This window comes from Streptomyces sp. NPDC059224 (assembly GCF_042754285.1).
Taxonomy (GTDB): Bacteria; Actinomycetota; Actinomycetes; order Streptomycetales; family Streptomycetaceae; genus Streptomyces.
Genome location: NZ_JBHZAN010000026.1, coordinates 1 through 23,662 on the forward strand (window position 1 = coordinate 1; position 23,662 = coordinate 23,662).

At 70.7% G+C, this 23,662-nt stretch carries 22 protein-coding genes and 1 pseudogene; 10 read left to right on the forward strand and 13 right to left on the reverse strand.

Features of this window, described 5'->3' with window-relative positions; genetic code table 11:
• Positions 1 to 78: 78 nt before the first annotated feature.
• Positions 79 to 1,416 carry an ABC transporter substrate-binding protein gene (locus ACFXI4_RS27795; protein WP_384995930.1) on the reverse strand — a complete coding sequence of 446 codons (1,338 nt, stop codon included), beginning with the start codon at positions 1,414 to 1,416 and terminating at the stop codon, positions 79 to 81.
• Positions 1,417 to 1,663: 247 nt separating this feature from the next.
• On the opposite strand from ACFXI4_RS27795, the gene ACFXI4_RS27800 reads away from it, so the two are divergent.
• Positions 1,664 to 2,665: a LacI family DNA-binding transcriptional regulator gene (locus tag ACFXI4_RS27800; protein ID WP_384995933.1), complete on the forward strand. Its 1,002-nt coding sequence runs from the start codon at positions 1,664 to 1,666 to the stop codon at positions 2,663 to 2,665.
• 182 nt (positions 2,666 to 2,847) lie between these two features.
• On the opposite strand, the gene ACFXI4_RS27805 is transcribed toward ACFXI4_RS27800, so the two are convergent.
• Both ACFXI4_RS27805 and ACFXI4_RS27810 read right to left on the reverse strand, forming a co-directional pair.
• Positions 2,848 to 4,071 carry a hypothetical protein gene (locus ACFXI4_RS27805; protein ID WP_384995936.1) on the reverse strand — a complete coding sequence of 408 codons (1,224 nt, stop codon included), beginning with the start codon at positions 4,069 to 4,071 and terminating at the stop codon, positions 2,848 to 2,850.
• Positions 4,068 to 5,258, reverse strand: coding sequence for a HesA/MoeB/ThiF family protein (locus tag ACFXI4_RS27810; RefSeq protein WP_384995938.1), 1,191 nt, complete (start codon positions 5,256 to 5,258; stop codon positions 4,068 to 4,070). Before ACFXI4_RS27810 ends, ACFXI4_RS27805 begins: the two co-directional genes overlap by 4 nt.
• A 31-nt stretch (positions 5,259 to 5,289) precedes the next feature.
• Here ACFXI4_RS27810 and ACFXI4_RS27815 point away from each other — a divergent pair, with 31 nt between their 5' ends.
• Genes ACFXI4_RS27815 through ACFXI4_RS27825 form a run of 3 tightly spaced genes read left to right on the forward strand, consistent with a single transcriptional unit; the run spans position 5,290 to position 7,045 of the window.
• The gene (locus tag ACFXI4_RS27815; RefSeq protein WP_384995941.1) at positions 5,290 to 5,466 is read left to right on the forward strand and encodes a hypothetical protein; all 177 of its coding nucleotides are present in this window, start codon (positions 5,290 to 5,292) and stop codon (positions 5,464 to 5,466) included.
• A gap of 10 nt (positions 5,467 to 5,476) precedes the next feature.
• The gene (locus tag ACFXI4_RS27820; RefSeq protein WP_384995943.1) at positions 5,477 to 6,799 is read left to right on the forward strand and encodes a M14 family zinc carboxypeptidase; all 1,323 of its coding nucleotides are present in this window, start codon (positions 5,477 to 5,479) and stop codon (positions 6,797 to 6,799) included.
• 51 nt (positions 6,800 to 6,850) lie between these two features.
• A complete protein-coding gene (locus ACFXI4_RS27825; protein WP_384995945.1) occupies positions 6,851 to 7,045 on the forward strand; it encodes a hypothetical protein in 195 nt (64 codons plus the stop codon).
• Here the strand turns inward: ACFXI4_RS27825 and ACFXI4_RS27830 are convergent.
• From ACFXI4_RS27830 to ACFXI4_RS27860, 7 genes are all read right to left on the reverse strand, one after another.
• Positions 7,009 to 7,764, reverse strand: coding sequence for an enoyl-CoA hydratase/isomerase family protein (locus ACFXI4_RS27830; protein ID WP_384995947.1), 756 nt, complete (start codon positions 7,762 to 7,764; stop codon positions 7,009 to 7,011). The genes ACFXI4_RS27825 and ACFXI4_RS27830 overlap by 37 nt on opposite strands.
• Positions 7,765 to 7,835: 71 nt before the next feature.
• Positions 7,836 to 9,083, reverse strand: coding sequence for a cytochrome P450 (locus tag ACFXI4_RS27835; protein ID WP_384995950.1), 1,248 nt, complete (start codon positions 9,081 to 9,083; stop codon positions 7,836 to 7,838).
• 89 nt (positions 9,084 to 9,172) lie between these two features.
• Positions 9,173 to 10,549: a cytochrome P450 gene (locus ACFXI4_RS27840; protein WP_384995952.1), complete on the reverse strand. Its 1,377-nt coding sequence runs from the start codon at positions 10,547 to 10,549 to the stop codon at positions 9,173 to 9,175.
• Between the two features lie 8 nt (positions 10,550 to 10,557).
• Positions 10,558 to 11,118 (reverse strand): ATP/GTP-binding protein, encoded by a 561-nt coding sequence (locus tag ACFXI4_RS27845; RefSeq protein WP_362721270.1) that lies wholly within the window; start codon positions 11,116 to 11,118, stop codon positions 10,558 to 10,560.
• 4 nt (positions 11,119 to 11,122) lie between these two features.
• Positions 11,123 to 11,509 (reverse strand): DUF742 domain-containing protein, encoded by a 387-nt coding sequence (locus ACFXI4_RS27850; protein ID WP_362721267.1) that lies wholly within the window; start codon positions 11,507 to 11,509, stop codon positions 11,123 to 11,125.
• Complete coding sequence (locus ACFXI4_RS27855; RefSeq protein WP_384996265.1) at positions 11,502 to 12,329, reverse strand: roadblock/LC7 domain-containing protein; 828 nt, start codon at positions 12,327 to 12,329, stop codon at positions 11,502 to 11,504. Before ACFXI4_RS27855 ends, ACFXI4_RS27850 begins: the two co-directional genes overlap by 8 nt.
• A gap of 20 nt (positions 12,330 to 12,349) precedes the next feature.
• Positions 12,350 to 13,447, reverse strand: coding sequence for an ATP-binding protein (locus ACFXI4_RS27860; RefSeq protein WP_384996267.1), 1,098 nt, complete (start codon positions 13,445 to 13,447; stop codon positions 12,350 to 12,352).
• Between the two features lie 1,403 nt (positions 13,448 to 14,850).
• Here ACFXI4_RS27860 and ACFXI4_RS27865 point away from each other — a divergent pair.
• The gene (locus ACFXI4_RS27865; protein WP_384995956.1) at positions 14,851 to 15,432 is read left to right on the forward strand and encodes a Uma2 family endonuclease; all 582 of its coding nucleotides are present in this window, start codon (positions 14,851 to 14,853) and stop codon (positions 15,430 to 15,432) included.
• A gap of 374 nt (positions 15,433 to 15,806) precedes the next feature.
• Here the strand turns inward: ACFXI4_RS27865 and ACFXI4_RS27870 are convergent.
• Both ACFXI4_RS27870 and ACFXI4_RS27875 read right to left on the reverse strand, forming a co-directional pair.
• Positions 15,807 to 16,504 (reverse strand): annotated as a pseudogene (locus tag ACFXI4_RS27870) (NAD(P)/FAD-dependent oxidoreductase); the annotation flags it as partial.
• A 135-nt stretch (positions 16,505 to 16,639) separates the two neighbouring features.
• The gene (locus ACFXI4_RS27875; RefSeq protein WP_328887301.1) at positions 16,640 to 17,185 is read right to left on the reverse strand and encodes a helix-turn-helix domain-containing protein; all 546 of its coding nucleotides are present in this window, start codon (positions 17,183 to 17,185) and stop codon (positions 16,640 to 16,642) included.
• 169 nt (positions 17,186 to 17,354) lie between these two features.
• Here ACFXI4_RS27875 and ACFXI4_RS27880 point away from each other — a divergent pair, with 169 nt between their 5' ends.
• The 3 genes from ACFXI4_RS27880 (at position 17,355) to ACFXI4_RS27890 (ending at position 20,924) form a co-directional block, all read left to right on the forward strand.
• Positions 17,355 to 18,194 (forward strand): oxidoreductase, encoded by an 840-nt coding sequence (locus ACFXI4_RS27880; RefSeq protein ID WP_384995960.1) that lies wholly within the window; start codon positions 17,355 to 17,357, stop codon positions 18,192 to 18,194.
• Positions 18,195 to 18,329: 135 nt separating this feature from the next.
• A complete protein-coding gene (locus ACFXI4_RS27885; RefSeq protein WP_384995963.1) occupies positions 18,330 to 19,214 on the forward strand; it encodes an SDR family NAD(P)-dependent oxidoreductase in 885 nt (294 codons plus the stop codon).
• A gap of 258 nt (positions 19,215 to 19,472) precedes the next feature.
• Positions 19,473 to 20,924 (forward strand): aldehyde dehydrogenase, encoded by a 1,452-nt coding sequence (locus ACFXI4_RS27890; RefSeq protein ID WP_384996269.1) that lies wholly within the window; start codon positions 19,473 to 19,475, stop codon positions 20,922 to 20,924.
• Here ACFXI4_RS27890 and ACFXI4_RS27895 read toward each other — a convergent pair.
• Complete coding sequence (locus ACFXI4_RS27895) at positions 20,908 to 22,842, reverse strand: DEAD/DEAH box helicase (protein WP_384995966.1); 1,935 nt, start codon at positions 22,840 to 22,842, stop codon at positions 20,908 to 20,910. The genes ACFXI4_RS27890 and ACFXI4_RS27895 overlap by 17 nt on opposite strands.
• 146 nt (positions 22,843 to 22,988) lie before the next feature.
• Here ACFXI4_RS27895 and ACFXI4_RS27900 point away from each other — a divergent pair, with 146 nt between their 5' ends.
• The gene (locus tag ACFXI4_RS27900; protein WP_384995968.1) at positions 22,989 to 23,240 is read left to right on the forward strand and encodes a hypothetical protein; all 252 of its coding nucleotides are present in this window, start codon (positions 22,989 to 22,991) and stop codon (positions 23,238 to 23,240) included.
• Positions 23,240 to 23,632 (forward strand): type II toxin-antitoxin system VapC family toxin, encoded by a 393-nt coding sequence (locus ACFXI4_RS27905; protein ID WP_384995969.1) that lies wholly within the window; start codon positions 23,240 to 23,242, stop codon positions 23,630 to 23,632. Before ACFXI4_RS27900 ends, ACFXI4_RS27905 begins: the two co-directional genes overlap by 1 nt.
• The last annotated feature ends 30 nt before the right edge of the window (positions 23,633 to 23,662 follow it).

The window sequence follows — 23,662 nt, forward strand, 5'->3', positions numbered from 1 at the left end:
CCGTCGAGACGACGGCGGCGGCCCCCGGCCGGCGGCACCACGCCGGCGGGGCGGGGCGCGATGTCGGTCATACGGCGGTCACTTGCCCCCCTCGGCCGGAATGGCCTGGTCCTTCATCGACTTCAGCGCGGTGGCCTGGGCGGCGGCGAGCGCGTCGGTCAGGGCGCCGTCACCGGCCGCGGCCTTGGCCATCGCGTCCTGGAGCGCGAGGTTCACCGTCTTCTGGGTGGGGCCCCAGCTGAAGCTGGTGTCGATCTTCTTGGACGAGTCCGCGAAGACGTCGAAGATCTTCTCGTTGTTGTAGTACGGCACGCCCTTGGAGAGCGCCGGCAGCTTCAGCCCGTCGAGGGCCGCCGGGTAGAGACCGCCCAGCTCGTTCTCCATCGCCAGCGCCTGCGGGTCGCTGTTCAGCCAGGTGTTGAACTCGACCGACTCGTAGAGGTGCTTGCTGCCCTTCATGAACGCGACGGTCGAGCCGCCCCAGTCACCGGAGGAGCCGCCCGCGCCCCAGGTCGGCATCGGGACGATCGACCACTTCCCGGCCTGCTTGGGCAGGTTGTCGCGGAACATGCTGTATCCCCAGGCGGCGCCGACGTAGCTGGCGATCTGGTCCTTCTGGTACGCCGCGTACATCTGCGTCGACCCGTTGGCGAGGTCGGTGCGCACCAGCTTCCCGGAGATCAGCTTCTGCCAGTAGTCCGCGACCTGCCTGCTCTGCGCCGACTCGACGCTGACCTGCCACTTGTCGCCGGAGTAGCCGTACATGTGGGCGTCGTTCTGCCAGAGCAGGCCGTTGAACCACTCGGCGTTGTTCGGGTCGAAGAACGTGATGTCGAGGTCGGGGTCCGCCTTGTGCAGCTTCTCGGCCGCCGTGGCGTACTCGTCCCAGGTCGTGGGGACGGCCACGCCGTACTTCTTGAAGATGTCGGTGCGCACGAACAGGGCCATCGGACCGGTGTCCTGCGGCAGGGCGAACACCCCGGTGTCGCCGAAGCTGGCCTGCGACCAGGTCCAGGGCACGAACTTCGACTTGGCCGCGGTGGCCGCCTTGCAGGCGGAGGCGTCGACGAAGGCGTTCTGGGTGCGCAGGTTGGGCAGTTCGTCGTAGCCGACCTGGGCGAGGTCCGGCGCCTTGTCCGCCTTGAGGGCGTTGCCGAGGGTGCCGTACTGGTCGTTGGAGATGTTCTTGGTCTCGACCTGGACGTCGGGGTGCTGCTTGTTCCACAGGGCGACGACCTTGTCCATGCCCGGAACGGTGTTCCAGTACTGGAGGGTGACCTTGCCCTTCGCCGGTGCGCAGGACGAGGCGGAGGACGCCTTGTCCGACGTACCGGACGAGGAACATCCGGCGAGTACGACGATGCCCGCGGTGGCGGCCGCGGCGGCGAGGCGGGTGCGTGTGGCTGTGCTGGTCATGTCTTCCGTTCCAGAGAACGCCTGGCGAAGGTCGGCAGGCGGGTCGACGTTGACACCTGGAGGCGGATGCCTTCTGGTTGGAATCAGGTTCCGTGAGCGGTAACGTGAGCGCTCACGGGAGCGGTAACGGGAAGTGATTGGGAGTGTGGGCTCCGGTCCGCCGGAGTGTCAAGACTCAAAACGTCGGACCCGGCATACTCGGTGTCCCTGCGACGCGGCCGCGTCGGCAACTGCACGGAGGTGAGTGATGGCGCCGTCGGGGACCGGACCCCGCAGGGTGACGATCGACGATGTGGCCGAAGCCGCGGGAGTGTCCCGGCAGACCGTGTCACGCGCGCTCAACGACAAGGGCGAGATCGGCGTCTCCACGAAGCAGCGCGTCCTGGACGCCGCCCTGGAGCTGGGCTACCGGCCGAGCCGGTTCGCACGCGGGCTGGTGCGGCAGGACACGATCAGCGTCGGACTGGTCATCCCCGATCTGCTCAACCCGTTCTTCACCGAGGTCGCCGCCGCCGCGCTGGACGCGGCCCGGAGCCGCGGCTGGCACGTCGTGGTGTACGACACCGGTGACCATGTCGAGGAGGAGCGGGGCACCCTGGAGGTGATCGCCTCCCAGGTGGACGCGGTGGTGGGCTATCTGAGCCTGGCCGAGGACGAGATCGCGCGGCTCACCCGGGGGCTGCCCGTCGTCCTCATCGACCGCAAACGCCCCACCGAGCGGTTCAGCTCGATCCGGATCGACGGCGAGGCGGGCGTGCACGCGGCGATAAGGCACCTGACAGCGGCCGGACACCGGCACATCGGCATGCTGGACCACGCGGAGCGCTCCGAGCCGAGCGTCCGGCACGAGTGGTTCGACTCCGCGATGTCCGCGTGCGCGCTGGACGCCGGTTCGGTGGCCCGCGCCGACCAGAGCGTGGACGGTGGCGAGCACGCGCTCCGCGAACTCCTGGCCCGGCGCCCGCACCTGACCGCCGTGTTCACGTTCAACGACATCATCGCCTTCGGCGCGTTGCGGGGCGCCCGCCGGCTCGGCCGCCAGGTCCCCGGGGACCTCGCGGTCCTGGGCTTCGACGGCCTGGGCCTGGGCACCCTCGTCGAACCGGCGCTGACCACGGTGGCCCTGGACACCCGCCGGCTCGGAGCGCTCGCCGTCGAACAGACGGCCAGGCTCCTGACCGGCGCCGCCCCGCTGCGCCCCGACGAGCTGGCGGTGGGGGCGGAACTGCGGCTGCGCGAGTCGGCGTAGCCGCCGGTCCGCGTGAGGGGGGGCGGGGCGCGGTCGTCGACTCGCTGCGGCCCGGTGGGGCTTGTCGCGCAGTTCCCGCGCCCCCGAGAAGGTGGGCCCACCTGTCCCGGCCCAAGGGGCGCGGGGAACTGCGCGAACGGCCCCAGCGGCCCGCAGCCGCCCGACGACCGCACCCCGCACCCTCACGCGGACCGGCGGGCGCGGCGGTTGCGCCAGCGGGTGACCAGCCACAGGACGTTGACCCCGCCCAGGGTGACCAGCACGGCCGCCGAGTCGGCGTTGCGCGCGAGGCCGTGGTCGGGGCCCAGTCCGCGAGCCGCCCGGACCAGCAGGGTGAGGTCGGCGGGAAGGGTGACGGCGGCCATGAACGCCAGGCAGGCCGCCGTGCCGGCCACGAGGACGACGCTGTAGAGGCGGACGGCACGCCGCTCGTGCGGGGGCAGCCGGGTGCTCGGGTCGGTGGTGGCGTGGCGGGTGGCGCGCAGCAGCCGCCGGATCCGGTAGCGGGCGTAGGCGAGGCCGTCGCCGTACAGGTTCCGGCAGCCGGTGACGTCCTGGAGGACGAAGTAGAGGTCGGTGCGCGTGAACACCATGCACTGGAAGGGCAGTGGCAGCAGGGCCAGCAGCAGGGCCGCGGCCAGCAGCCGGTGGGCCGTCGTCCCGGGGTCCGTCAGGGCGAGGACCGGCACCAGGGCCGAGGCGACGGACAGGTTGAGGGCGATACCCGCCAGGTAGGCCGTCAGCCTCAGGCGGCGGGGCGCGAGTTCGATGCCGCTGATGTCGGTCTGCATGACGAGGAACTGCAGCCGGGTGCCCAGTCGCATCCGCCCCGGCACGCCCGCGGCCCGGGCGGTGACCAGGTGCGCCAGCTCGTGGGCGAACAGCAGCGCCCACCCGGCCGCCGCCCCGGTGACCAGGACGAGGCTGCCGTGCGGGCTCCACAGCAGGTCGCGGTAGCACGGAATGAGGTCGGGACGGTGGACCAGGACGGCGACGGCGGCGGCCATCAGCAGTCCGACGCCCACCGCGAGCGCCGGGTGCTGGGTGAACCGGACCGTGCGCGGACGCAGCCACGGCAGGGACGCGCGCGGCGGTTCGGCGTCCGGGACCGGGCAGTCCCCGATCCGTGCCACGAAGCCCAGGGCCGCCAGGTCGCGGACGAAGTCCTCGACGTCGAGTTCCTCGCCGGTCTCCTCCCGCAGCAGGTCCGTCGTGCGGGCCACGCTCAGCCCCTGGCCGAGGAGTTCCACCGCGCGGGCCCCGGCCGCGGGCAGGGCCACGAAGGTCCCGGTGGCCATGCGGCCCACGATCCACTCGTCCCGGTCCCGCCGGATCCCGAGGTCGTGCAGCACGACGCGGGTCGACGGCTCGATCCGGGGCCGGTCCACCGCCGCCGTACCGGTCACGCGGACCCCCCGGCCGTCCGCGCCGACCCGGCGGTGCGGGCACTACCGGCGGTTCCGCAGGCGGGGCAGTCGGGGCGGCGCTCCGCGCGTTGCGTGACGGGGTCGCCGGGCAGCATGAGGTTGAGGCCGAACCGGCATCCGGGGTCGACCGGCGGGATCCCGCACAGCAGTGTCAGCGCGGCATGGGCCAGCAGGCTGCCGGACAGACCCGCGGTCACCGCGTTGACCGGGTTCCACGGCATGCGGGGGGAGGCCGCCTCCTCGTCCTGGCCGGGCGCGAGCCGCAGATCGCGCCGCTCGGTCTCGGCGCTGCGCAGACACTCCCAGCACGCGCCCCGGCCGGGCCTGAACATCCCGACGCTCACCAGCGGACCGCGGTACCCGGCCTCGGCCCACGCCGTCCCGGTGGCCAGACAGACCTGGTTGGCCCACCTGCGGATCACCGCGGGCCGGTCGGCCGCCAGCAGCAGCACGTCGTACCCGGAGCCGTCGCCGGGGCCGCCGGCCAGCAGTTCTTCCAGGTCCGTGGGCCCGCGCACCTCCCGGCGTTCGCCGGTGACCGTCGTGTCCGAGTTCAGGGCGCGCAGCGCCGTCAGCGCCGCGTCGATCTTCGGCGTGCCGAGGTCGCGCTCGCCGAAGAGGGTCTGCCGGTTGAGGTTGGACAGTTCGACGACGTCCGGTTCCACGCAGTGCAGGCGCCCCACCCCGGAGGCCACCAGGTCCCGCGCCGCGGTCCCGCCGGTGCCCCCGACGCCCACCAGCAGCACCCGGGCCCGGCGCAGCCGCAGTTGCGGCTCCCAGGCGCTCTCCCGGGGCCGGAGGTCCATCCAGCGCAGCAGGGTCATCCCCCTGCCGTACCGCTCGCGTTCCCGCTCGGACAGCTCCGCGGGCGGCTCGGCACCGGCGTCCTCCACGTACCCGGCCGTCGTCAGGTCCGTGATCGCCTGGGCGATGTCCGGGTCCGGCAGCCGCAGTCCCGGATGGCGGCGGGCCACCTCGGCGACGATGTCGGCGGCGCTGCGGGTGCCGTCCATGGTCTCCACCAGCGTCCACACCCAGCCGTCGGGATCCGTGATCTCGGCGCCGATGCCGTGCACGACGCTCCCGATCCGCACATGGCCGTCGACGGTCCGGTAGGCCCGGTGTTCCGGCTTGATCCGAGGCCGCCGCATCGCGGGTACGGTCATTTTCGCGCCAATCTCCTGAGTCTCAACCAGCTTGTGGACCAAGGACGTTGACAAGGGTTGCCGGTACGGCCAACTCTGGCAAGAGCACGTCAATCACCGCACGCCACGGCCACCGTCGGGAGGAGATGGCATGCCGAACAAGATCGAGATCCGGCCGCTGGACAAGAAGGAGACCACCGGCGAAAGCGGTGGCAACGGCGGCAGCTGACCGGGCACCGATGCCTGACCGCTACCTCACGGTCGCGGAAGTCGCCGACTCGGCGAGGCGGCTGGTGTCCCGGTTCCCCGGGACCGGCCGGCTGCGCCGGATCGGCGCCTCCCGGGCCGGCCGCCCGATCCTGATGCTGTCCGTGGGACACGGGCCGCACCACGTCCTGGTGGTCGCCCGGCCGCACCCCGACGAACCGGTCGGCGGCACGACCGCGATCGCGCTGGCGGAACGGCTGCTGAGCGCCCCGGCGACATCCCCGGCGCACGGCGGCCGGCCGGCCGCGGCGACCGACCTTTCCCTCGTCACCTGGGATCTCGTCCTGTGCCTGGACCCGGACGGCGCCGCGCTGAGCCAGGGCATCGAGGAGGCGACGGCCCGGCCCGGCCGCACCCCGGCCGACTACTACCGTGCCGCCTACCGTCCGGTCGCGGCGGAACAGCCGGAGTGGGCCCCCATCGAGTCCCGGCACCTCCCGGAGAGCCAGGCCCTGTTCGACGTCATCGACGAACTGCGGCCGCTCCTGCAGTGCTCCCTGCACAGCGTCGACGCGGGCGGCACCTGGGTCCAGCTGACCCGCGCCCTCCCCCGCCTCGCCACGCCGTTCGAGGAGTCCGCCGCCTCACTCGGCATCCCGCTCCAGCACGGCACGTTCGACGCCCTGTACTGGGAGAACCCCGGCCCCGGTCTCTACGTCCTGCCGCCGCCGGAGAGCGCCGCCCGGCTGGCGGCCGGTTCCGAGAACATCGCGGTGTCGACCTGGTGCGCACCCGGACGGTACGGCGGGGTCACGGCGATCGTCGAAGTACCCCTGTGGGCGACGGACCTGGCCGACGACCTGTCCCCGCACCCGGATCCCGCTGCCGCCCTGCACGACCTGGCCGGGCTGGTACGGGACGGCGGGCGCCAGGTGACCGCCGTCCTCGACAAGGCGCGCCCCTTCCTGCCGGCGGCCCGCGACGACGCGCGCAGACGTGTCCTTGAGTGGATGGCCGACGGTCTCTACGACCTGGTCGCAGGCTCCTGGGAACCGCTCGCCCGGCAGGCGGCCGGCGATCCGCCGGGGCTGACGACGGCCCAGGTCTGCGCCCTGGACATCGTGGCCCGCCGCCAGCCGCTGCGCGCCGCGGGTCTGCTGCTACGGCTGCTCGGGGCGGCGGCCGACCCCGCCGCGCCGGGGCTGCGCCGCGACCTGGACGACCTGTTCACCGCCTGGTCCACGGAGTTCGCGAGAACCCTGCGGCTGCGCTGGGTCCCCGTGCGCCGGCAGGTGGCCCACCAGACCCGCACGGTCCTGGCGGCGGCCGAGAGCGCGCTGGCCGCACCGCGGTGACGGTCCCCGGGCACGGCCCGGCCGGGCTCGGGTCTCGGCGCCCTGGTCCACGTGACCCTGCTCGACGCCCTCCGGCCGGGGCGGAGCGGGCTGCCCGCCGAGCCCGCGGTCGCGGGCTCGGCCGACAGCCGGACGTCGCCTTCGGCCGTGCCGCCGGGCGCGGCCGTCACCCTGACGGAGCCGGGGCGAGGCGACGAGAACGCGCTCTTCTACTGGACCGTCGCCGCGCGGTGCTGGGCGAGTTGAGCGGCGAAGAGGTGGGAGTCGAGCAGGGCGGGGTCGGCCGTACGGGCGGCTTTCGCGTAACCGGTGAGCATCCGTTTGGTCAGGACCAGTGCCTGGGGCGAGCGTCGGGCGAGGGGTCTGGTCCAGGCGGTGACGGCCTCGTCCAGTTGGCCGAGGGGGACGGTCCTGTGCAGGAGACCGAGGCGACGGGCCGCCTCGGCGTCGAAGTCCTCGCAGGTGAGCATGAGTTCACGGATGCGGGCGGCACCGGCCTCGGTGATCAGACGGCCCATGGCACCGCCCCAGGCGGGGGCGAGTCCGAGGCCGATCTCCGGCATGCGGAAGCGGCAGGTGTCCGCCCCCGCGCGGAGGTCGCAGTAGGCGGCGAGCGCCAGGCCGGCACCGACGACCCTGCCGTGCAGCCGGGCGATGGTGACGACATGGGTGTTCTCCAGGGCCTGGCACAGGCGCTGGGCCTTGTCCGCGATACGCCGCACCGTGGTCCCGGTCGGATCGGCGGCCAGGGCGTCCTGGTACTCCAGGCGGTCGGCTCCCAGGCAGAAGTCCTCGCCCAGGGAGGAGAGCACCAGGATGCGGATGTCGGGCTGCTCGTGGAGGCTGTCGAGGACGGCGATGAGCTCGTCCACGACGGCGACGCTCAGCACGTCGTCCCGAGCGGCTGGATTGAGCCGGACATGGAGGACCGGACCGGTCAGGGTGAGGGCTATGGGTACGGGCACGGACTCGGCCGTGTCAGCGAGTTCCGGGACGGGGGCGCGCTCGGACGCGGAGGCGGATGTTATTGGCGAGTTCATGTCAGTGATACATCCAGGTTCAACAGGCGCCTGAACGCCACCCGGGACGCCTGCGCGGGGCGGCGGACCAGGGTGAGTCCCGGCAGGCGGGCGATCATGTGGCGGAGCAGGGTCTGCGCCTCCAGCCGGGCGAGAGGCGCGCCCAGGCAGTAGTGGATGCCCCCACTGAAGGCCAGGTGGGTCGGCCTGCGCCGCGGGTCGAAGGAGTCGGGGCCGGCGAACCGCGCCGGGTCACGGTGGGCGGCGCCCACCATGAGGTGGACCATCTCCCCGGCGCCGACCTCGGTGTCCTCCAGGAGACAGTCCTGGGAGGCGACCCGGCTGATCACGTGGGTCGGCGGATCGTAGCGCAGGGCCTCCTCGACGAACCCGGGCACGAGGTCCGGGTGTTCGGCGAGCAGGGGCCAGCGGCCGGGGTCCTCGACCAGCAGGAGAGTCATGGTCGACAGCATCGTCGCGGTCGTCTCCAGAGCCGCCAGCAGGACGAACAGGGCGAGGAAGTAGACCGCCTCGTCGGCCCTGTCCTGGTCCGGTTCGAGCTCGTCCCACGTCCGTATCCAGCCGGAGACCGGGTCGTCGCCGGGGCGCCCGCGCCGCTCGCGCACGAGGCCGAGGAAGTAGGTACGGAGCTCGGCCATGGCGGCGTCGGAACGGGCCAGCTGACTGGCGTTCGGGAGGAGCTCCTGGGTGAACACCTGGTCGTGGGTCAGTTCACGCAGGCGGGGCCAGTCCGCGCTCGGCAGCCCGAGCCAGTCGCCGATGGTGGCGACGGGAAGTTCGTCGCTCACCAGTGCCGCGAAGTCGGCCTCCCCGTCGCGCAGTCGCTCGTGCAGGGTGTCGAGGAGCCGGTCGACCACCTGGCTCACCCGGCGGCCGATCCGGTCGATGGTGGTGCGGTCGAAGGTGCCCGCCGACCGGCGCACCCGGGTGTGCTCCGGAGGGTTGAGCGCGGGCAGGGTGTGGCTGATCTCCCGGGAAGAAGGGGCGCTCCAGCGGGTGCGCGCACCCTGCTGCTCCCGCCACCTGGTGTCCGGTTCGAGCCAGGCACCGTTGCGCAGTACCTGGTCGCAGGTGCCGTAACTGGTCACGAGGTGACCACCCCAGGGCGCGGGGCTGACTCCGCCGCGCGCCCTGAGTTCCGCGTAGATAGGGAAGGGATCGGCCTGTCCTTCAGCCGTCCGAAGACGGGAGAACAGGGAGATGACGGCCCGACGGTCCGCTGACGGAGTCGTGACACTCCCCACGATGACGGCTCCTTTCTGCCAGCCGCCATCCGTACCCGTCGAGTGCTTGAAGCATCCAATAACACATTGCTTTCATAGGGTTACTTACATCACTCGCCATTCACCCAGGCCCGGAAACGGCTGAACAGCCCGCCCTTGGGCCGCGCTGCGGCGTGGACCGGACGCCCTGCCGAGGCCGTCTGCGGGTAGTCGGCGGGCGACTGCGCCGCCATGGCGGAGGCCGGGGTCGCGGGCCTGGTAGCGGCCGCGGGCCGCACCGTGCGGGGGGTGTACCGGATGGGCACGGTCACCAGCGAGCGGCTCCACGGAGTCGCCACCCACGCGAGCTCCTTGAAGGGGACGCGTATCTCGACATCGGGCAGCCGGTTGAGCAGGGACTCGACGGCCGTCGCCGCGATCATGAACGCCGGGTCCTTGGCCGGGCACGCGTGCGGGCCGGCGCCAAAGGCCAGATGGGCCTTGGAGCTGAGCTTCTCGCGGTGCTCGGTCAGCCTCGGGTCGGTGTTGGCGGCCGCGAAGGAGATCAGCACCGGGTCGCCCGCCCGGAGGGTCCGGTCGCCCAGCTCGACGTCCTGGGTGGGGTAGTGGGCGGCGTAGTTGGCGATCGGCGCGTAGTTCCACAGGGTCTTGACGACCGCGTCCTCGACGGGCAGGCCGGTCGGCCAGTCGTCGTTGAGGTACAGCGCGGTGCTGGTGCCGATCGAGGCGGTCAGGGGCGCGGTTCCACCGGAGAGCAGGGTGACGAGCTGGTGGAGCACCTCCTCGTCGGTCAGCCGGGCGGAGTGCACCATCAGCCGGGTGGTGAGATCCTCGCCGGGCTCCCGCCGCTTGAGGGCGATCAGTTCGGCGAGCGCGCCGCCCAGGGTCTCGTCGGCCCCCGGGGTGCCCTGGAAGATGCCGGTGATCCCGACGATGACGCGGTCACCGATCTCGGGCGGGCAGCCGAACAGGTCACCGAAGACCAGCAGGGGCAGCGGCTGGGCGTAGGCGGCCATCAGCTCGGCCTGGCCGAGGGCCTCGGAGCTGAAACGGCTGATCAGGTAGTCGGCCGACTGCTGGGTCAGCCGGACGAGACGGCCCTGGTCGACGGTGGCGAGGCTGTCGGTGACCGCCTGCCGCAGCCGGGCGTGCGCGGCGCCGTCGCTGAACAGGGCGTTGGGGCGGTAGCCCATCATCGGCAGGGCCGGGCTGTCCGCGGGCACCCGGCCCTCGTTCAGGGCGTTCCAGCGGCGCGAGTCCCGCACGAACAGCGTCGGGTTCTGCAGGATGTACAGGCCGGCGTCGTAACTGGTCACCAGCTCGACCTCGACGTCCGGCGCGATGTCGACCGGGGCGCTGGCCCCCAGCGCGCGCAGCCGGGCGTACGTGCTCTCGGGGTCGGAGCCGAAGTCCGTCCCGTACAACGGGACGTTGCCGTGTGCGGGGCAACCGGCCGGTATCCCGGCCGTGTCGAAGGGCTGTTGCATGCTGGCTCCTAGCCGAGTGAGGACAAGAGGTGCTTCACGAGCGTGATGAGTGCCTGCATCGAGGAGTCCTGGTCACGGACGTCGCAGTCGATGACCGGGGTGTCCTCGGAGATGTTGAGCGCCTCGCACACCTCGGACAACGGGAACTGGCTCTTCCCGTCGAAGGTGTTGACGCCGATGACGTACGGCAGACCGAACGCCTCGACCAGGTCCAGGACGGGGAACGTCTCCTCGAGCCGGTCGGGGTCCACCAGGACCAGCGCCCCCAGCGCACCCCGGGACAGCCCCTCCCACATCTGCTTGAACCGCTCCTGACCGGGGGTTCCGAAGATGTAGAGGACCAGGTCCTCGCTGAGGGTGAGACGACCGAAGTCCATCGCCACGGTCGTGGTCGTCTTGTCCGGGGTCTCGGAGAGGTCGTCGAGGCCCTCGCTGGCCTCGGTGATCTCCTCTTCGGTCTGGAGCGGCTCTATCTCGGAGACACTTCCGATGTATGTGGTCTTCCCGACCGCGAAGTGACCCACGACCAGGACCTTCACGGAGCGGGAGACGTCGGGATCCAGATACACGGGATTACGCTCCGGTTCGAATTCGCATCAGGCCGTCGAGCACGGCGGTGAGCAGGACGGGGTCGTGGCGTTCGGCGTGAGGCACCGGATTCCGCACATGGATCAGGCCGTCCTCGGCCATCTGCGCGAGCAGGATGCGGATGATGCCCAGCGGCAGTTGGGTGTGGGCGGCGACCTCGGCAACCGAAAGGAAGCCGACCTCGATCAGGTCCAGCACCGTACGGGCCTCCGGGGCCAGCGTACGAGCGGTCGCCAGGGCACCGTCCTGGGCCGTGATGATGGTGGTGTGCTCGTACTCGCTGTCGCGGGGCAGCGCGCGTCCCTGCGCGATGACGAAGAGTGGGACTAACGGGGCCGTCAGCTCCAGTTCGTCGTCCAGGTCGTCATGCATCGCCCGCCCTCCCTCCCCGAGCGCCCGGCCCCGCGGTGAGCGTGGGCATCGTGTCGCTCAGACGTACGGTGAACTCCTCGATGTCGCAGCCGTGCTCGGCGGCCGCCGCGAGGAAGGCGCCCTCGCCGGCCGCGATCAGGAACACCCACCCGTGCTCGAACTCGATGACCGTCTGGATCCACTCGTCGTCCTGCTGCCCGCCCGCGAACGGTGCGGTCGCCCGGCTGTACGCGTGGATACCGGTCATGGCCGCCGAGATCGTGTCCGCGAGATTCCTGCCGATCCCCGCGCTCGCCCCGCGCGGCAGGCCGTCGGCGCCGAGCAGCAGCGCGTGCAGCGCGCCCGGCACCGAGGCCACGGCCTTGTCCAGCTCCGCGAGAACGAAGAGCGACCCGCCCTCTCCGTCACGCGGCAGCGAGGGGTCCTCCCCGGCCTGGATCGCGTCACCGGCGGTCACCCGCGGCGGGGCCGTGAGGTTGTTGCCCAGCCGGGAGACCAGCCGGTTCATACGGAACGAGAGCTGCTCCATGTCGACGTCGGGCTCCGCGGCCGCGGCCAGGTAGGCCCCCTGCCCGGCCCCGATCAGGAACACCCAGCCGTGCTGGAACTCGATGACGGTCTGGATCCACCGCCGCTCCGGCGAGGGTCCGGCGAAGTGGGCGGTGGCCCGGCTGAGCGACTGCATCCCCGCCATGGCGGCGGAGATGGTCCGCACGTCCTGGGTGGTCAGGCCGTCCGTGGCCCCGCGCGGTATGCCGTCTGCGGACAGCACCACGGCGTGCCGTGCCCGGGGCACGTTGTCCACGATGTCCTGGACCATCCAGGACAGGTCTGGCGTACTCATGCGTTCTCGGACCCTCCGGGCGTCGGGGCGTCAAGGGAGGCCGCGTCGCGCGCGGTCTGGGTGCCGCGCTGCAGGGCTGCCAGGCTGCCGGGGCCGCGCCGGACACTTCGCCGGGGCGCCTGTTCCGCGCCGCTGGAGGTGCCTGTGGGCGACATGCGGGAGCCGCGCTTCGGCAGCCCGCCCGCGGTACGCGCCGGCTTGCCGGTCTCCACCGGCCGGATGCTGCTCACGGGGGCCTCGGCGGCCGGCGGCAGGGTCTCCTCCATGGTCCACAGCTCCTCGGGCAGCAGGACGACGGCTCGCACGCCGCCGTACCGGGAGACGCCGGTGACATCCACCGTGAAACCGTGCTGACGGGCGATCAGGCCGATCACCGGGAAGCCGAACTTCGGCTGGGTGCCCAGCTGGGACAGCCGGGGTACGTTCTCGCCGGACAGCAGGGCACTCGCCCGCTGCCGGTCCTCGTCGCCCATGCCGACGCCGGCGTCGTCGATGACGATGCACAGGTTCTTCTGGACCTGCCGGAACGTGACCTCGATCGGAGCGTCCGCCTGGGAGAAGCTGGCGGCGTTGTCGAGGAGTTCGGCGACGGCCAGGGCGACCGGCGCGACGGCGGAGGCCTTCAGCGCGATACCGCTCGGCTGCATGATCTCGACCCGCTGGAAGTTGCGGATCTGGCCCTGGGCGCTGCGGACGACGTCGTAGACGCTGGCGGGCTGGTTGCGGCGGCCCAGCGGCGCGCCGCACATGACCGCGATGCCCTGCGCCTTGCGGGCCATCTGGGCATTGGCGTGGGTGATGTCCATCAGGTCGGTGAGGACCGCGTGGCCGCCGTACTCACGCTGGACCCCGTCCAGCAGGGTGGTCTGCTCGGCCGCGAGGCTCTGCAGGAAGCGTGCGGCGCCCTTGAGGACCGCCTTGGTGTTCTCCTCGGCGGCCTGCTCGGCCTCACGGATGACACCGTCCTGCTCGTCCCGCAGCTTCACCAGGTCGCCCTGTGCGCGGTCGAGTTCGCCCTGGGCATACCGCAGCCGCGCCTCCAGCGCCGCCTCGGACTCCCTCTTCCTCCTCCCCAGGGCTCTGCTGCGGAGCATCAGAGCCACGACTGCGGCTATGGCTATCACCGCTATCGCAACCAGGCACCAAAGAAGCACGTCTTGAGTCATGGAAACCTTTCCCGGCGCGTGGCATGTGGGCGTCAAGGGGGTACGCCTCGCAAGGATCCGCAACCCGTCCGGGGCACTGCATGGCTGCTTGATGCGGAGAGCTGACCGCGTCCAGACGCTGGGTCTGAGCAAAAGTGGATCAAGGTCGCAGACGGCGGAATGCTACCACCGTCAACTCCAGTAACAGAGTTCACTCCTTCGGGTTTCACAGGGTCAACATGTCTACCCGCAGGGGGCGTTGGCGGTACCGCTCCGGCGAGCCCCGCCCGGGCCGGAGCGAGGTGCGGCGAGTCCCGCGCCAGGGGACCACGGAGTTCGACCGGCACGTCAGGGCCGTCGAACGCCAGGACCGTCCGCCGATGCCGGTGAGCGGCCGGACGCCTGACGCCACCGCGACGGGAACGGCCGGCCGAGCCGGCCGACGCGCCCCGGCCCCCTGGGCCGACGGTCCGAAACGCCGGACCAGCACACAGAAGCCCCAAAGCTCCCTGTGAAAAGCCCGCGCGCCGGGGCGGCTCCGCACGGCACGGGAGTTGTCCGCATGCGCGTCGCGAGAGGCCGTCCGAAGGAGAAGGGGCAACCCCCTCACATGGGGTCGAACGTGTGATTTGATGCGCGGTCGCGGGGGCTTCATGTACCGGGCATCGGAGGGGGTTTTCGTCGTGGGTGATGACAGACGCGGCGGCATATCGAGGACAAGGACCCGGTGGCGCGGAACGGCGCTCGCGGTGACGGGCGCGCTGACGGCGGGACTGATCGGCGTGGGCGTCTCGCAGGCGCGGGCCGGCGAGACCACCGCGTCGGTGGACTCGCTGCGGACCGGCTGGGACCAGGGTGAGGGAGCCCTGAGCGCGGCGGCCGTGCGGTCCTCCTCGTTCGGGCAGTTGTGGAAGGCCCCGGTTGGGCGAACGCCATGGCACAGGCAGAGGAAGGCCTCGGCCTGCCCGAGATCGACGGACGTGCCGTGCGTGGTTCAAGTTCGCCGAGGCGCTGCCCGCCAGGCTCGCCGAGGCAACGCTGGCCGCCCGAACGGTGGCCGAGGCGGGCGCCCGTCTGGCCCTCGCGGAACAGGTCCGGTTCACCATGCTTCAGCCGGGATTCTGAACAGCGACCGACCGGCCCGACACCGGCCGACGCGCGAGTCGCCGCGAAGGATGGCGATCGCGTCAACCGTGACCAGGTGGACAAGGCGGATCGAGTCCCATCTGGACTCAGCCACTCCGCACAGGAGGAGCAGTGCGGGGGCGGGCCCCGCTCGCAGTCCCGCGGACGGGGGGCCGCGCGCTGACTGTCTCGTGGCCCGGGTCTCGCCGAGTGGCTACGGTTGACCCATGACCGCACTGCCCGACTGGATGCGCCCGCCGCGCGAGGAAGGCTGGCTCGCGGAGGACCTGGACCGCCTCCCCGAGGCACCACGCCACACCGAGCTGATCGACGGAGCGCTTGTCTTCATGATGTCGCCGCAGAGGTGGTGGCACGGCCACCTCGTCACCATGCTCACCGTCGCTCTCATGGAGCAGGCGCCCGGCGATGTCAGGGTCGGCCGTGAGATGACCATAAGGCTCGACGAGCGTAACCGGCCTGAGCCGGACCTGCTGCTGACGACGGCCGACTACGACGGAGACCGTACCTGGTTCGCGCCGGACGAGGTGCGGCTCGTCATCGAGGTCGTCTCACCCGAGTCCGCGCACCGGGACCGTACGGTCAAGCTGCGCAAGTACGCGGAGGCCGGCATCCCCCACTACTGGTGTATCGAGGACGAAGACGGGGCCCCCGTCGTGCACGTCTACGAACTCGACGAACCGACTGGCGTCTACGCACCCGCAGGCATCTTCCGGGGCACCCTCAAGCGTCCCGTGCCCTTCAGAATCAGACTGGATCTCGACAAGCTCACCCCATCGCAGCACGACTGAAGGCGGCACCAAGTCAGCGGAGGCACACGGAAGGGGCCGGGCTTCCGAGAGACCGGCCCCTTTTGACCTGCGTTCTTGGCGAATCGCCTGGCGCACGGTAACGCCGGGGTCAGACGTTGAAGCGGAACGTATCCAGGTCGAATCTGACCTGCGGCGGGGCGCCGATCACGGCTCTGACCAGGCACTCTGGTGTTGCCATGCGTCGGCTTTCGACCGGGGTCTACGAGCGTTCTGCGGACTGCCTGCGGACCGCCTGCCCTCCGCAGGCAGTCCGGGCCTACCATCATCGGCTCTCACCGTTCCAGCCTCAGGTCCGAACGGCCGCGCCGGCGGTACGCGAAGGAGCCATACCGGCGGTACCGTGAGTCCTCGGGTCAGGCCATTGCCTGGGCCGGCTCGCTGGCCGCAGACGCGTCGCCGATGCCGGCGAGGTAGCGCTCGGCGTCCATGGCGGCGGCGCAGCCGGTGCCGGCCGCGGTGATGGCTTGGCGGTAGGAGTGGTCGACGACGTCACCGACGGCGAACACCCCGGGGATGCCGGTGCGGGTGGTGGGGCTTGGACGGTGATGTAACCCTCTGAGTCGAGGTCGAGCTGGTCGGCGAAGAGCTCAGTGCGGGGGTCGTGCCCGATCGCGATGAACAGTCCGGTCACGTCCAGGCGGCGGATCTCCTCGGTGAAGACATCGCGCAGCGTCACTCCGGCGAGCATGCCGCTGCTCTCGTGGAGTTCGGCGATCTCACGGTCGAAGGCGAAGGAGATCTTGTCGTCGGCGAATGCGCGGCTCTGCATCACCTGCGAGGCTCGCAGGCGGCTGCGGCGGTGCACGATCGACACCGAGCGGGCGAAGCGGGTCAGGAAGGTCGCTTCTTCCATGGCGGTGTCCTCGCCGCCGACCACGACGATGTCCCGGTCACGGAAGAAGAAGCCGTCGCACGTCGCGCACCAAGACACCCCGCGCCCCGACAGATCCTCCTCACCCGGCAGTCCGAGCTTGCGGTGGCGGGAGCCGGTGGCGACGATCACCGTCTTGGCGCGGTGGACGGTGCCTTCGGAGTCGGTCAGCTCCTTGAGGCCCCAAGGGCTACCGCGGCGAGGGCAAGACCGACACAGACGACACGGCGTGATCGCAGGCCAGGATCGCATCAGGTCGGCCGGGTAGCGGTGTCGCGTGTTCGGCGCTCGCCCTGTTCCGCGGTGGGTGAGGTGTCAGGTCGTGCCGAGGCCGTTCAGGAAGGTGGCGGCGACAAGATCGGCGGCCTGAGGAGGTTCCAGGTCGGGGAACCGGTGGGCGACAGTGTCGACGAGTTCGTCCAGGATCGTCCGCGCCCACGCCGCGTCAACGTCGGCGCGCAGGTAGCCCTCGTCCAACGCGCGGCGGATGAAGGCGTCGAGGCGCGCACTCTGCTCCTGTCGGCGGACCCGGGCGGCGGGGTCTTTCTGCATCATGAGGCGCGTGTCGACCGGCCATTCGCGGCTGACGGGGATGATCCCCTCCAGGTAGCGGTGGAGGGCGACCGGCAGGGGGGCCTCCACCAGACGGGCTTCGTCCAGAACGCGTTCGGCGGAGTCGAGCTTGGCCTGGAAAACGGCGCTGAGCAGGACTTCACGGTTTGCGAAACGACGGTGGACGGTGGTCCGGTCCACCCCCGCGGCACTGGCGATGGCCGCCATGGAGGTGCCAGGGTCCTCGGCCAGGAGCTGAGCTCCGGCATGGAGGACGGCAGTCAGATTACGCGCGGCGTCAGCTCTCATGATCTTGCCATTCTACTCAGGAGCTCCACTTAGATGCCGAGCATCCCGTTGTGAGATGCAATACTACTAATTACCGCATCATCCTTGTTGCAATTAAGGCGATTTCGTCTACGTTGGAGTTGCTGTCCCGTTCGGGGTGGTGAACAAGTGACGAAACGAGGCACGCGTCATGGCACGGACTTGGCTGATCACGGGGGGCTCGCAGGGCCTGGGTAAGGCTCTGGTGCTCGCGGCCCTGGAGGCCGGCGACAACGTTGTGGTGACTTCCCGCAGGCCAGAGGCGCTGGCTTCTCTGAGGACCGAGCACCCGGACCAACTGGAGGCGGTGGCGCTGAACGTCACATCCTCTTCCCAGTCCCGGGACGTGGTGGCCACGGCGGTGGAGCGGTTCGGATCGGTTGACGTAGTCGTCAACAACGCCGGTTACGCCACCAGCGGCTCGATCGAGGACTTCCCCGAGGATGAGTTCCGCGCGCAGATCGATACCAATCTGTACGGCGTGGTCAACATGACCCGGGCGGTCCTTCCTGTCATGCGCCACCAGCGGTCCGGGCACATCGTGCAGATCTCCTCAATCGGCGGACGTGTGGGTGGTACGCCGGGCCTGAGCGCCTACCAGACCGCGAAGTTCGCCGTCGAGGGGTTCTCCGAGGCATTGGCGAACGAGGTGGCACCGTTCGGTGTCAACGTCACCATCGTCGAGCCGGGCGGCATCCGCACCGGCTGGGCCGCGGGTGCGGCGGAGCCTTCCGGTCCCATAACCCCCGACTACGAGGAGACCGTGGGCCTGTGGCTGGCCCGGTTCGCGGACTACGCCGGCAACGAGCCCGGCGACCCGGACCGCATGGCCCGCGCGATCACCGGCGCCGTGAATGCCGAGGAGCCCCCGCGCCGGCTGCTGCTCGGCAGCGATGCCCTGGGGATCGCGATCAGCTCGGAGGAAGGCCGTCTGGCCGAGGCCAAAAAGTGGGCCGCGGTCAGCCGTTCCACGGACTACCCCACCACCTGACGGCACCGTGCGGGCGCGGCGGCGGGGTGATCGAAGCACCGGATCCCCGGGCCGCCCGTAGCCCGGACCTCCCGCGCCAACCGACTGCCCCGCTCCGCCGGGTAGGCCACCGATTCCCAGTAGAGGCGAGAAACAATGACCAAGACCTTTCTGATAGCCGGTGCCGCCGGGGGCTTGGGCGGCCGTGTCGTCGCGGCGGCGCTCGCCGCCGGCCACAACGTCGTGGCGACCGACCTGGCACCCGACACGGTGCCCGTCCCCCACGAGCACCGTGACCGGCTGCGCGTACACGCCCTGGACGTGACCGACCCGGCCTCCGCGCGTGACGCGGTCGCCCACGCGGTCGCCGAGTTCGGAGCCGTCGACGTGCTCGTGAACAGCGCCGGCGTACGAAGTATCGGCTCGATCGAGGACACGTCCGAGGACGAGTTCCACCGCGATGTGAACGTCAATTTTTTCGGCGCGGTCAACACGGTCCGCGCCGTGCTTCCGGTGATGCGCCCGCGTCGTTCGGGCAGCATCATCAACCTCTCCACCATCGGAGGCCGGCGCAACCAGCCCGGTCTGGGCGCCTACCAGTCGTCGAAGTGGGCGCTGGGCGGGTTCACCGAGATCCTCGCGCGTGAGGTCGGCCCCATCGGGATCCGCGTCACGCTGGTGGAGCCGGGCGGCATCCGCACCCCCTGGGCGGCCGCCCCGATACCGGCACCGGACATCCACGACGAGTACGAAGAAACAGTCGGCGCCTTCGCCCGAACCTACGGCAACAACCCCGACGTGCAGCGTGGTGACCCGGCCAAGATGGCCACCGTGATCCTGCGCCTCACCGAGGAGCCGGCCCCGCCGACGCGGCTTCTTCTGGGCTCCGACGCGGCCTGGCTCGCCCCGCAGATCGCCCGGGCACGCGCTGTGGAGGACGCGCAGTGGCGTGAGCTCAGCATGTCCACCGACCGCGACGGACTCGGCGATTTCGCCGACTCCGCGGTCGCCCAAATGGTCCGCCCACCCGAAAAGGGCTGACCGGGAGCGCTCCACGGGTCAGCCGCCCGGGCCGCGTCCGCCCCTGCCCGACTGCTGGCGACATCACCACAACGAACTTCTGCGCGCTGCCGGGCGCACGCCCCAGAGCGTGCGACCACGACCGACGGCAACGTAGCCCCGACCGCACCCGCAGCTCGTCCGCCGGCGCAGCACCGATCGGGGTGCACACCGGCGATGCGTGCCCCACATCTCCCTCCTTCTTCCTTATCCGCCATTGCACTTGAAGGAATGACAGACATGACTGTGCGCGACAATCTGTACATCGGTGGTTCCTGGGTTTCTCCCAGCGCTCCGGAGCTGACGCTCGACATCCTCTCCCCGCACGACCAGTCAGTGCTCGGCCGCGTGGCGCAGGCCGCGCCGGCCGACGTGGACAAGGCCGTCACCGCGGCCCGCGCCGCCTTCGACCACGGTCCGTGGCCACACACCACGCCGGCAGAACGTCAGGAAGTCGTGCGTCGTTACGACGCGCTGCGTACCGCCCGCGCCGACGAGATTGCCGCGGCGATCTCCGCGGAGAACGGTTCCGCCGGCTGGTTCACCAAGGTCGGCCAGCCCTTTCTGACCCGCCAGGTCAACGCCTACCTCAAAGCGGCCGAAGAGTTCGGCTGGGAAGAGGTCGTCGCGCCGTCCGACCCGTCAGTGACCTTCGACACCATCGTGCGCCGTGAGGCAATCGGTGTGGTCGCCGCGGTCATACCGTGGAACTCGCCGTTTTCCGCCGCCACCGCCAAGCTGGTCCCGGCCCTGTTGGCCGGTAACACCGTCGTGCTGAAGGTCTCCCCGGAGAACTCGCTGAGCATGGCCCTGCTGGCGGACCTCTGGCATGAGGCCGGCCTGCCCGAGGGCGTGCTCAGCGTCCTTCCGGCAGACCGTCAGACCAGCGAGTACCTCGTCTCGCACGCCGGGGTGGACAAGATCTCCTTCACCGGTTCGACGCGGGCCGGCCGCCGTATCGCCTCCATCGCCGGCGAGCAGCTGAAGCGGGTGGGCCTGGAGCTGGGCGGCAAGTCCGCCTCGCTGATCCTGGACGACGCGGACCTTACGGCCGCAATGCAAGGTCTGCGGTTCGGCTCCCTGGGCAACAACGGTGAGGCGTGCATCCTGCAGACCCGTATCCTGGCCCCCCGCAGCCGTTACGAGGAGGTCGTGACCGCGGTGAAGGAGATGGTCGAGTCACTGAAGGTCGGCGACCCCTCCGCCCCCGACACTTTCATCGGCCCGATGATCCGCCGTGACCAGCAGCAGCGCGTCATCGACTACATCAACATCGGTATCGAGGACGGCGCGCGTCTGGTGACCGGCGGCCCGCACGTCCCCGAAGGCCTGGAGAAGGGCAACTACGTCACCCCCACCGTGTTCGCCGACGTCGACAACAGCATGCGCATCGCGCAGGAGGAGATTTTCGGCCCGGTTCTGGTCGTCATCGCCTACGACGACGATGACGATGCCGTCCGCATCGCCAACGACTCCGAGTACGGCCTGTCCGGCGGTATCTGGACCTCGGATCCCGACCGCGCCCTGGCCACCGCCCGACGGCTGCGCACCGGCACAGTCACGCTGAACGGATCACCGATCAGCTTCGACGGCCCCTTCGGCGGCTACAAGGCCAGCGGCCTCGGCCGCGAGTACGGCAAGGTCGGTCTGACCGGCTACGTCGAGCACAAGTCGATCACCCGCACCCGGTAGTCACACCCCAGCGGGACGGGCTGCCGGAGAACGAAGGGCCCGTCCCGCATTGCTCCCCGATCCGCCCACCACCCAGGGCCCCCGCTCGAAGACCATGAGGGAGCCCCGCCGGGCCCTGGACAGCGGCGAAGTCGTCGACGATCTCCTGGCGACGCTGTGCCGGGACGCCGCCGGTCAGCGGACCGAACACCGGAGTGGCCCTGGCGGTTCCGGCCGCGAGGGCCTCCTTCACCACGCCCAGTACGTCCTTGAAGTTGGAGAAGACCACCGTCTTCTGCCCGTTCTCGCCGGCCTCCTGAACGATCTCCCAAAGCCGGTCCAGCTTGGCCGACTTCTCGGGACGCATGTACGAGGCCCTGCGCATGGCCATGAAGTTGCCCGCGCGCACGGCTTCGCGGTACGCCTCCTCGTCCGAAGCGCTCAGCTCCTCCCACTCGTCGGTCTGCTGAAGGCTCGGGAGTTCCGTCAGCACGTCCTCCTGGTTGCGCCGCAGATAGACCGGGGCCACAGCCTTGCGGAAGGCGACCGATCCGGCCAACGCGTCCCGTTCCCGGAGGGAGTCCGCGACGTCTCCGTCGAGCATCTGGACCAAGTTGCGGAACTCCACGACCCGGTTCTCCATCGGGGTCCCGGTCATGAACGGGCTGCGCTCACAGCGCTCCGTCCACAGGGCGACCGACTGAGACCGCTTGGTCTTCGGGTTCTTCACGGAGTGCGCTTCGTCGACGACGAGGAGTCCGACCTCCCCGCCGCCCGGCGCCGGAAATCCGCGCAGTGCGTCGAACGTGGTCACCCCCACCCCGCCCCGCCCCTTCCAGTCGGCGAACGCGTAGTGCCGGTCGGGGCCATGGAGCACCATGACGCGAAGGGCGCTGCGGGCCTCGATCTCCCGAGTCCAGTTCACGAGGACGCTCGCCGGGCAGACGACCATGAAGTGACTCTGCCCCTCGGCTGCGAGGTGGGCGAGGACGGCGATCGCCTGGATGGTCTTCCCGAGGCCCATCTCGTCGCCGAGTATCACCTTGCGCTGCGCAAGCGCGAACCGTGCACCGAATGCCTGGTAACCGCGTAGGGAGACCCGCCGGTGCGTGTCGTCGAGGTGCTGGGTCCGTACCCGCTCCGCGATCTCGTCCGGCAGAAAGCCCTCCGCGGCAGCCGCGTCCGGCAGCCGCCCGGAGATCTCGGTGAGCAGGCTGTAGTACTCGGCGGAGCGGAGTTCGAAGTCCACCCAGGCCGCGACGTCGGACGAGAGCCCCCGGAGCAGGTCCACCGACGCCTGGGCGAGCAGCTCGGGCAGGCCGGCCTGCTCTGCCTCGTCCACCAGCGACCGGGTCTCGGCGACCGCCGCCCACGCGCGAGCCTTCTTCTCCCGGCCGGCCAGAAGCATCCTGACCCTTCCGGCCGCGGGCCTCGCGTCGGCCAGCAACGGACCGAGCCGTTCCGCCAGGGCGGTGGCCTTGTCGACCGCACGCCGGGCGTCCGGGCCCGCCTCCACCAGGACGTGCAGGGCCATGACGAGCGCGGTGGTGCGCGGTTCCGGCCGGTCCACGTCGATGTGGACAGCCACGGTCTCGTGCACAGCCTCGGAGAGCCGGCGGGCGGCGGCGAGCATCTGGTCGACGGTGCGCTGCCCGACACCGGGAATCTGCCGCAGCCGATAGGGGCCCGCTTCGAGAACACTGCCCAGGGTGCGCAGTCCGCTCTTCTCGACGCTCCCCAGCCGCAGCCGCCCTTCGGTGACGTCCTGCAGCCGGGCGACGGGAATGGCGTCGAGCTCCCGCTTCACCGCCGCATCGTGGATCGGCTTCAGGGCCGCCCTTACCGCCTCCACTGCCCTTCCGTGGTCACCGACCACTGCCTGCGCCGCCTCATACAGTCGCGCTCCCCTCGCGACTGTGTCCCGCTCCCCACGCCCCACGCTTCCCGCCCCTCTGCGTCCCTCCCCGCATCTTCCCACCGCCCACACCTGGCCTCGACGGGCGTTCACAGCTCCCTGCGGATCGACCGAACCTTGGTGCAGTCATTCATACCTCCAGACTTACGACCGCCGGTAGGATCGGCACCATGAGTAGTAGTAGGAAGTACTCGATCAGCCTGCCTGAGGACCTCGCCGAGGCTGTACGGGCCCACGTCGGACCCGGCGGCTTCTCCGCCTACGTCGCCGAGGCTCTCGAACAGAAGGTCGCCATGGACAAGCTGCGGGAGATCGTCGCCGACTTCGAGACCGACAACGAAGCTCTCACCCGCCAGGAGGTCGAGGCCGCCCGGGCACTGCTGCGCCACGACCACCGGCAGGCCGGCGGGGCCGCCGCCTGATGCCCGGCACCCTCCTGCTCGACAGCGAAGGACTCTCGAAGCTCTACCGCAAGGACCGCACCGTCGTGGCCCTGGTCCAGGCGGCGGCAGAGGAGGGCATCCGCGTCGCCACCAGCGCCATGACCACGCTTGAGGCCGACTACGAGCGCATCCACCCGGCCCGCATCAAGTGGGTCCTCTCCCGCGTCGACGTTCACGACGTCACCAAGGAGATCGCCGACCGGGCCGCCGTCCTCCTTCGCGCCCATCACCTTCACGGCCACAAGTACGCCATCGATGCCGCTCTCGCCGCCATCGGCCGCAACGCGCCCCAACCGGTCACCGTCCTCACCTCCGACCCCGAGGACCTGACACTCCTGTGCGGCTCTTCCGTGGAGGTCGTCAAAGTCTGAGACCGCGTCGCGGCAACGCCGCCCGGCCAA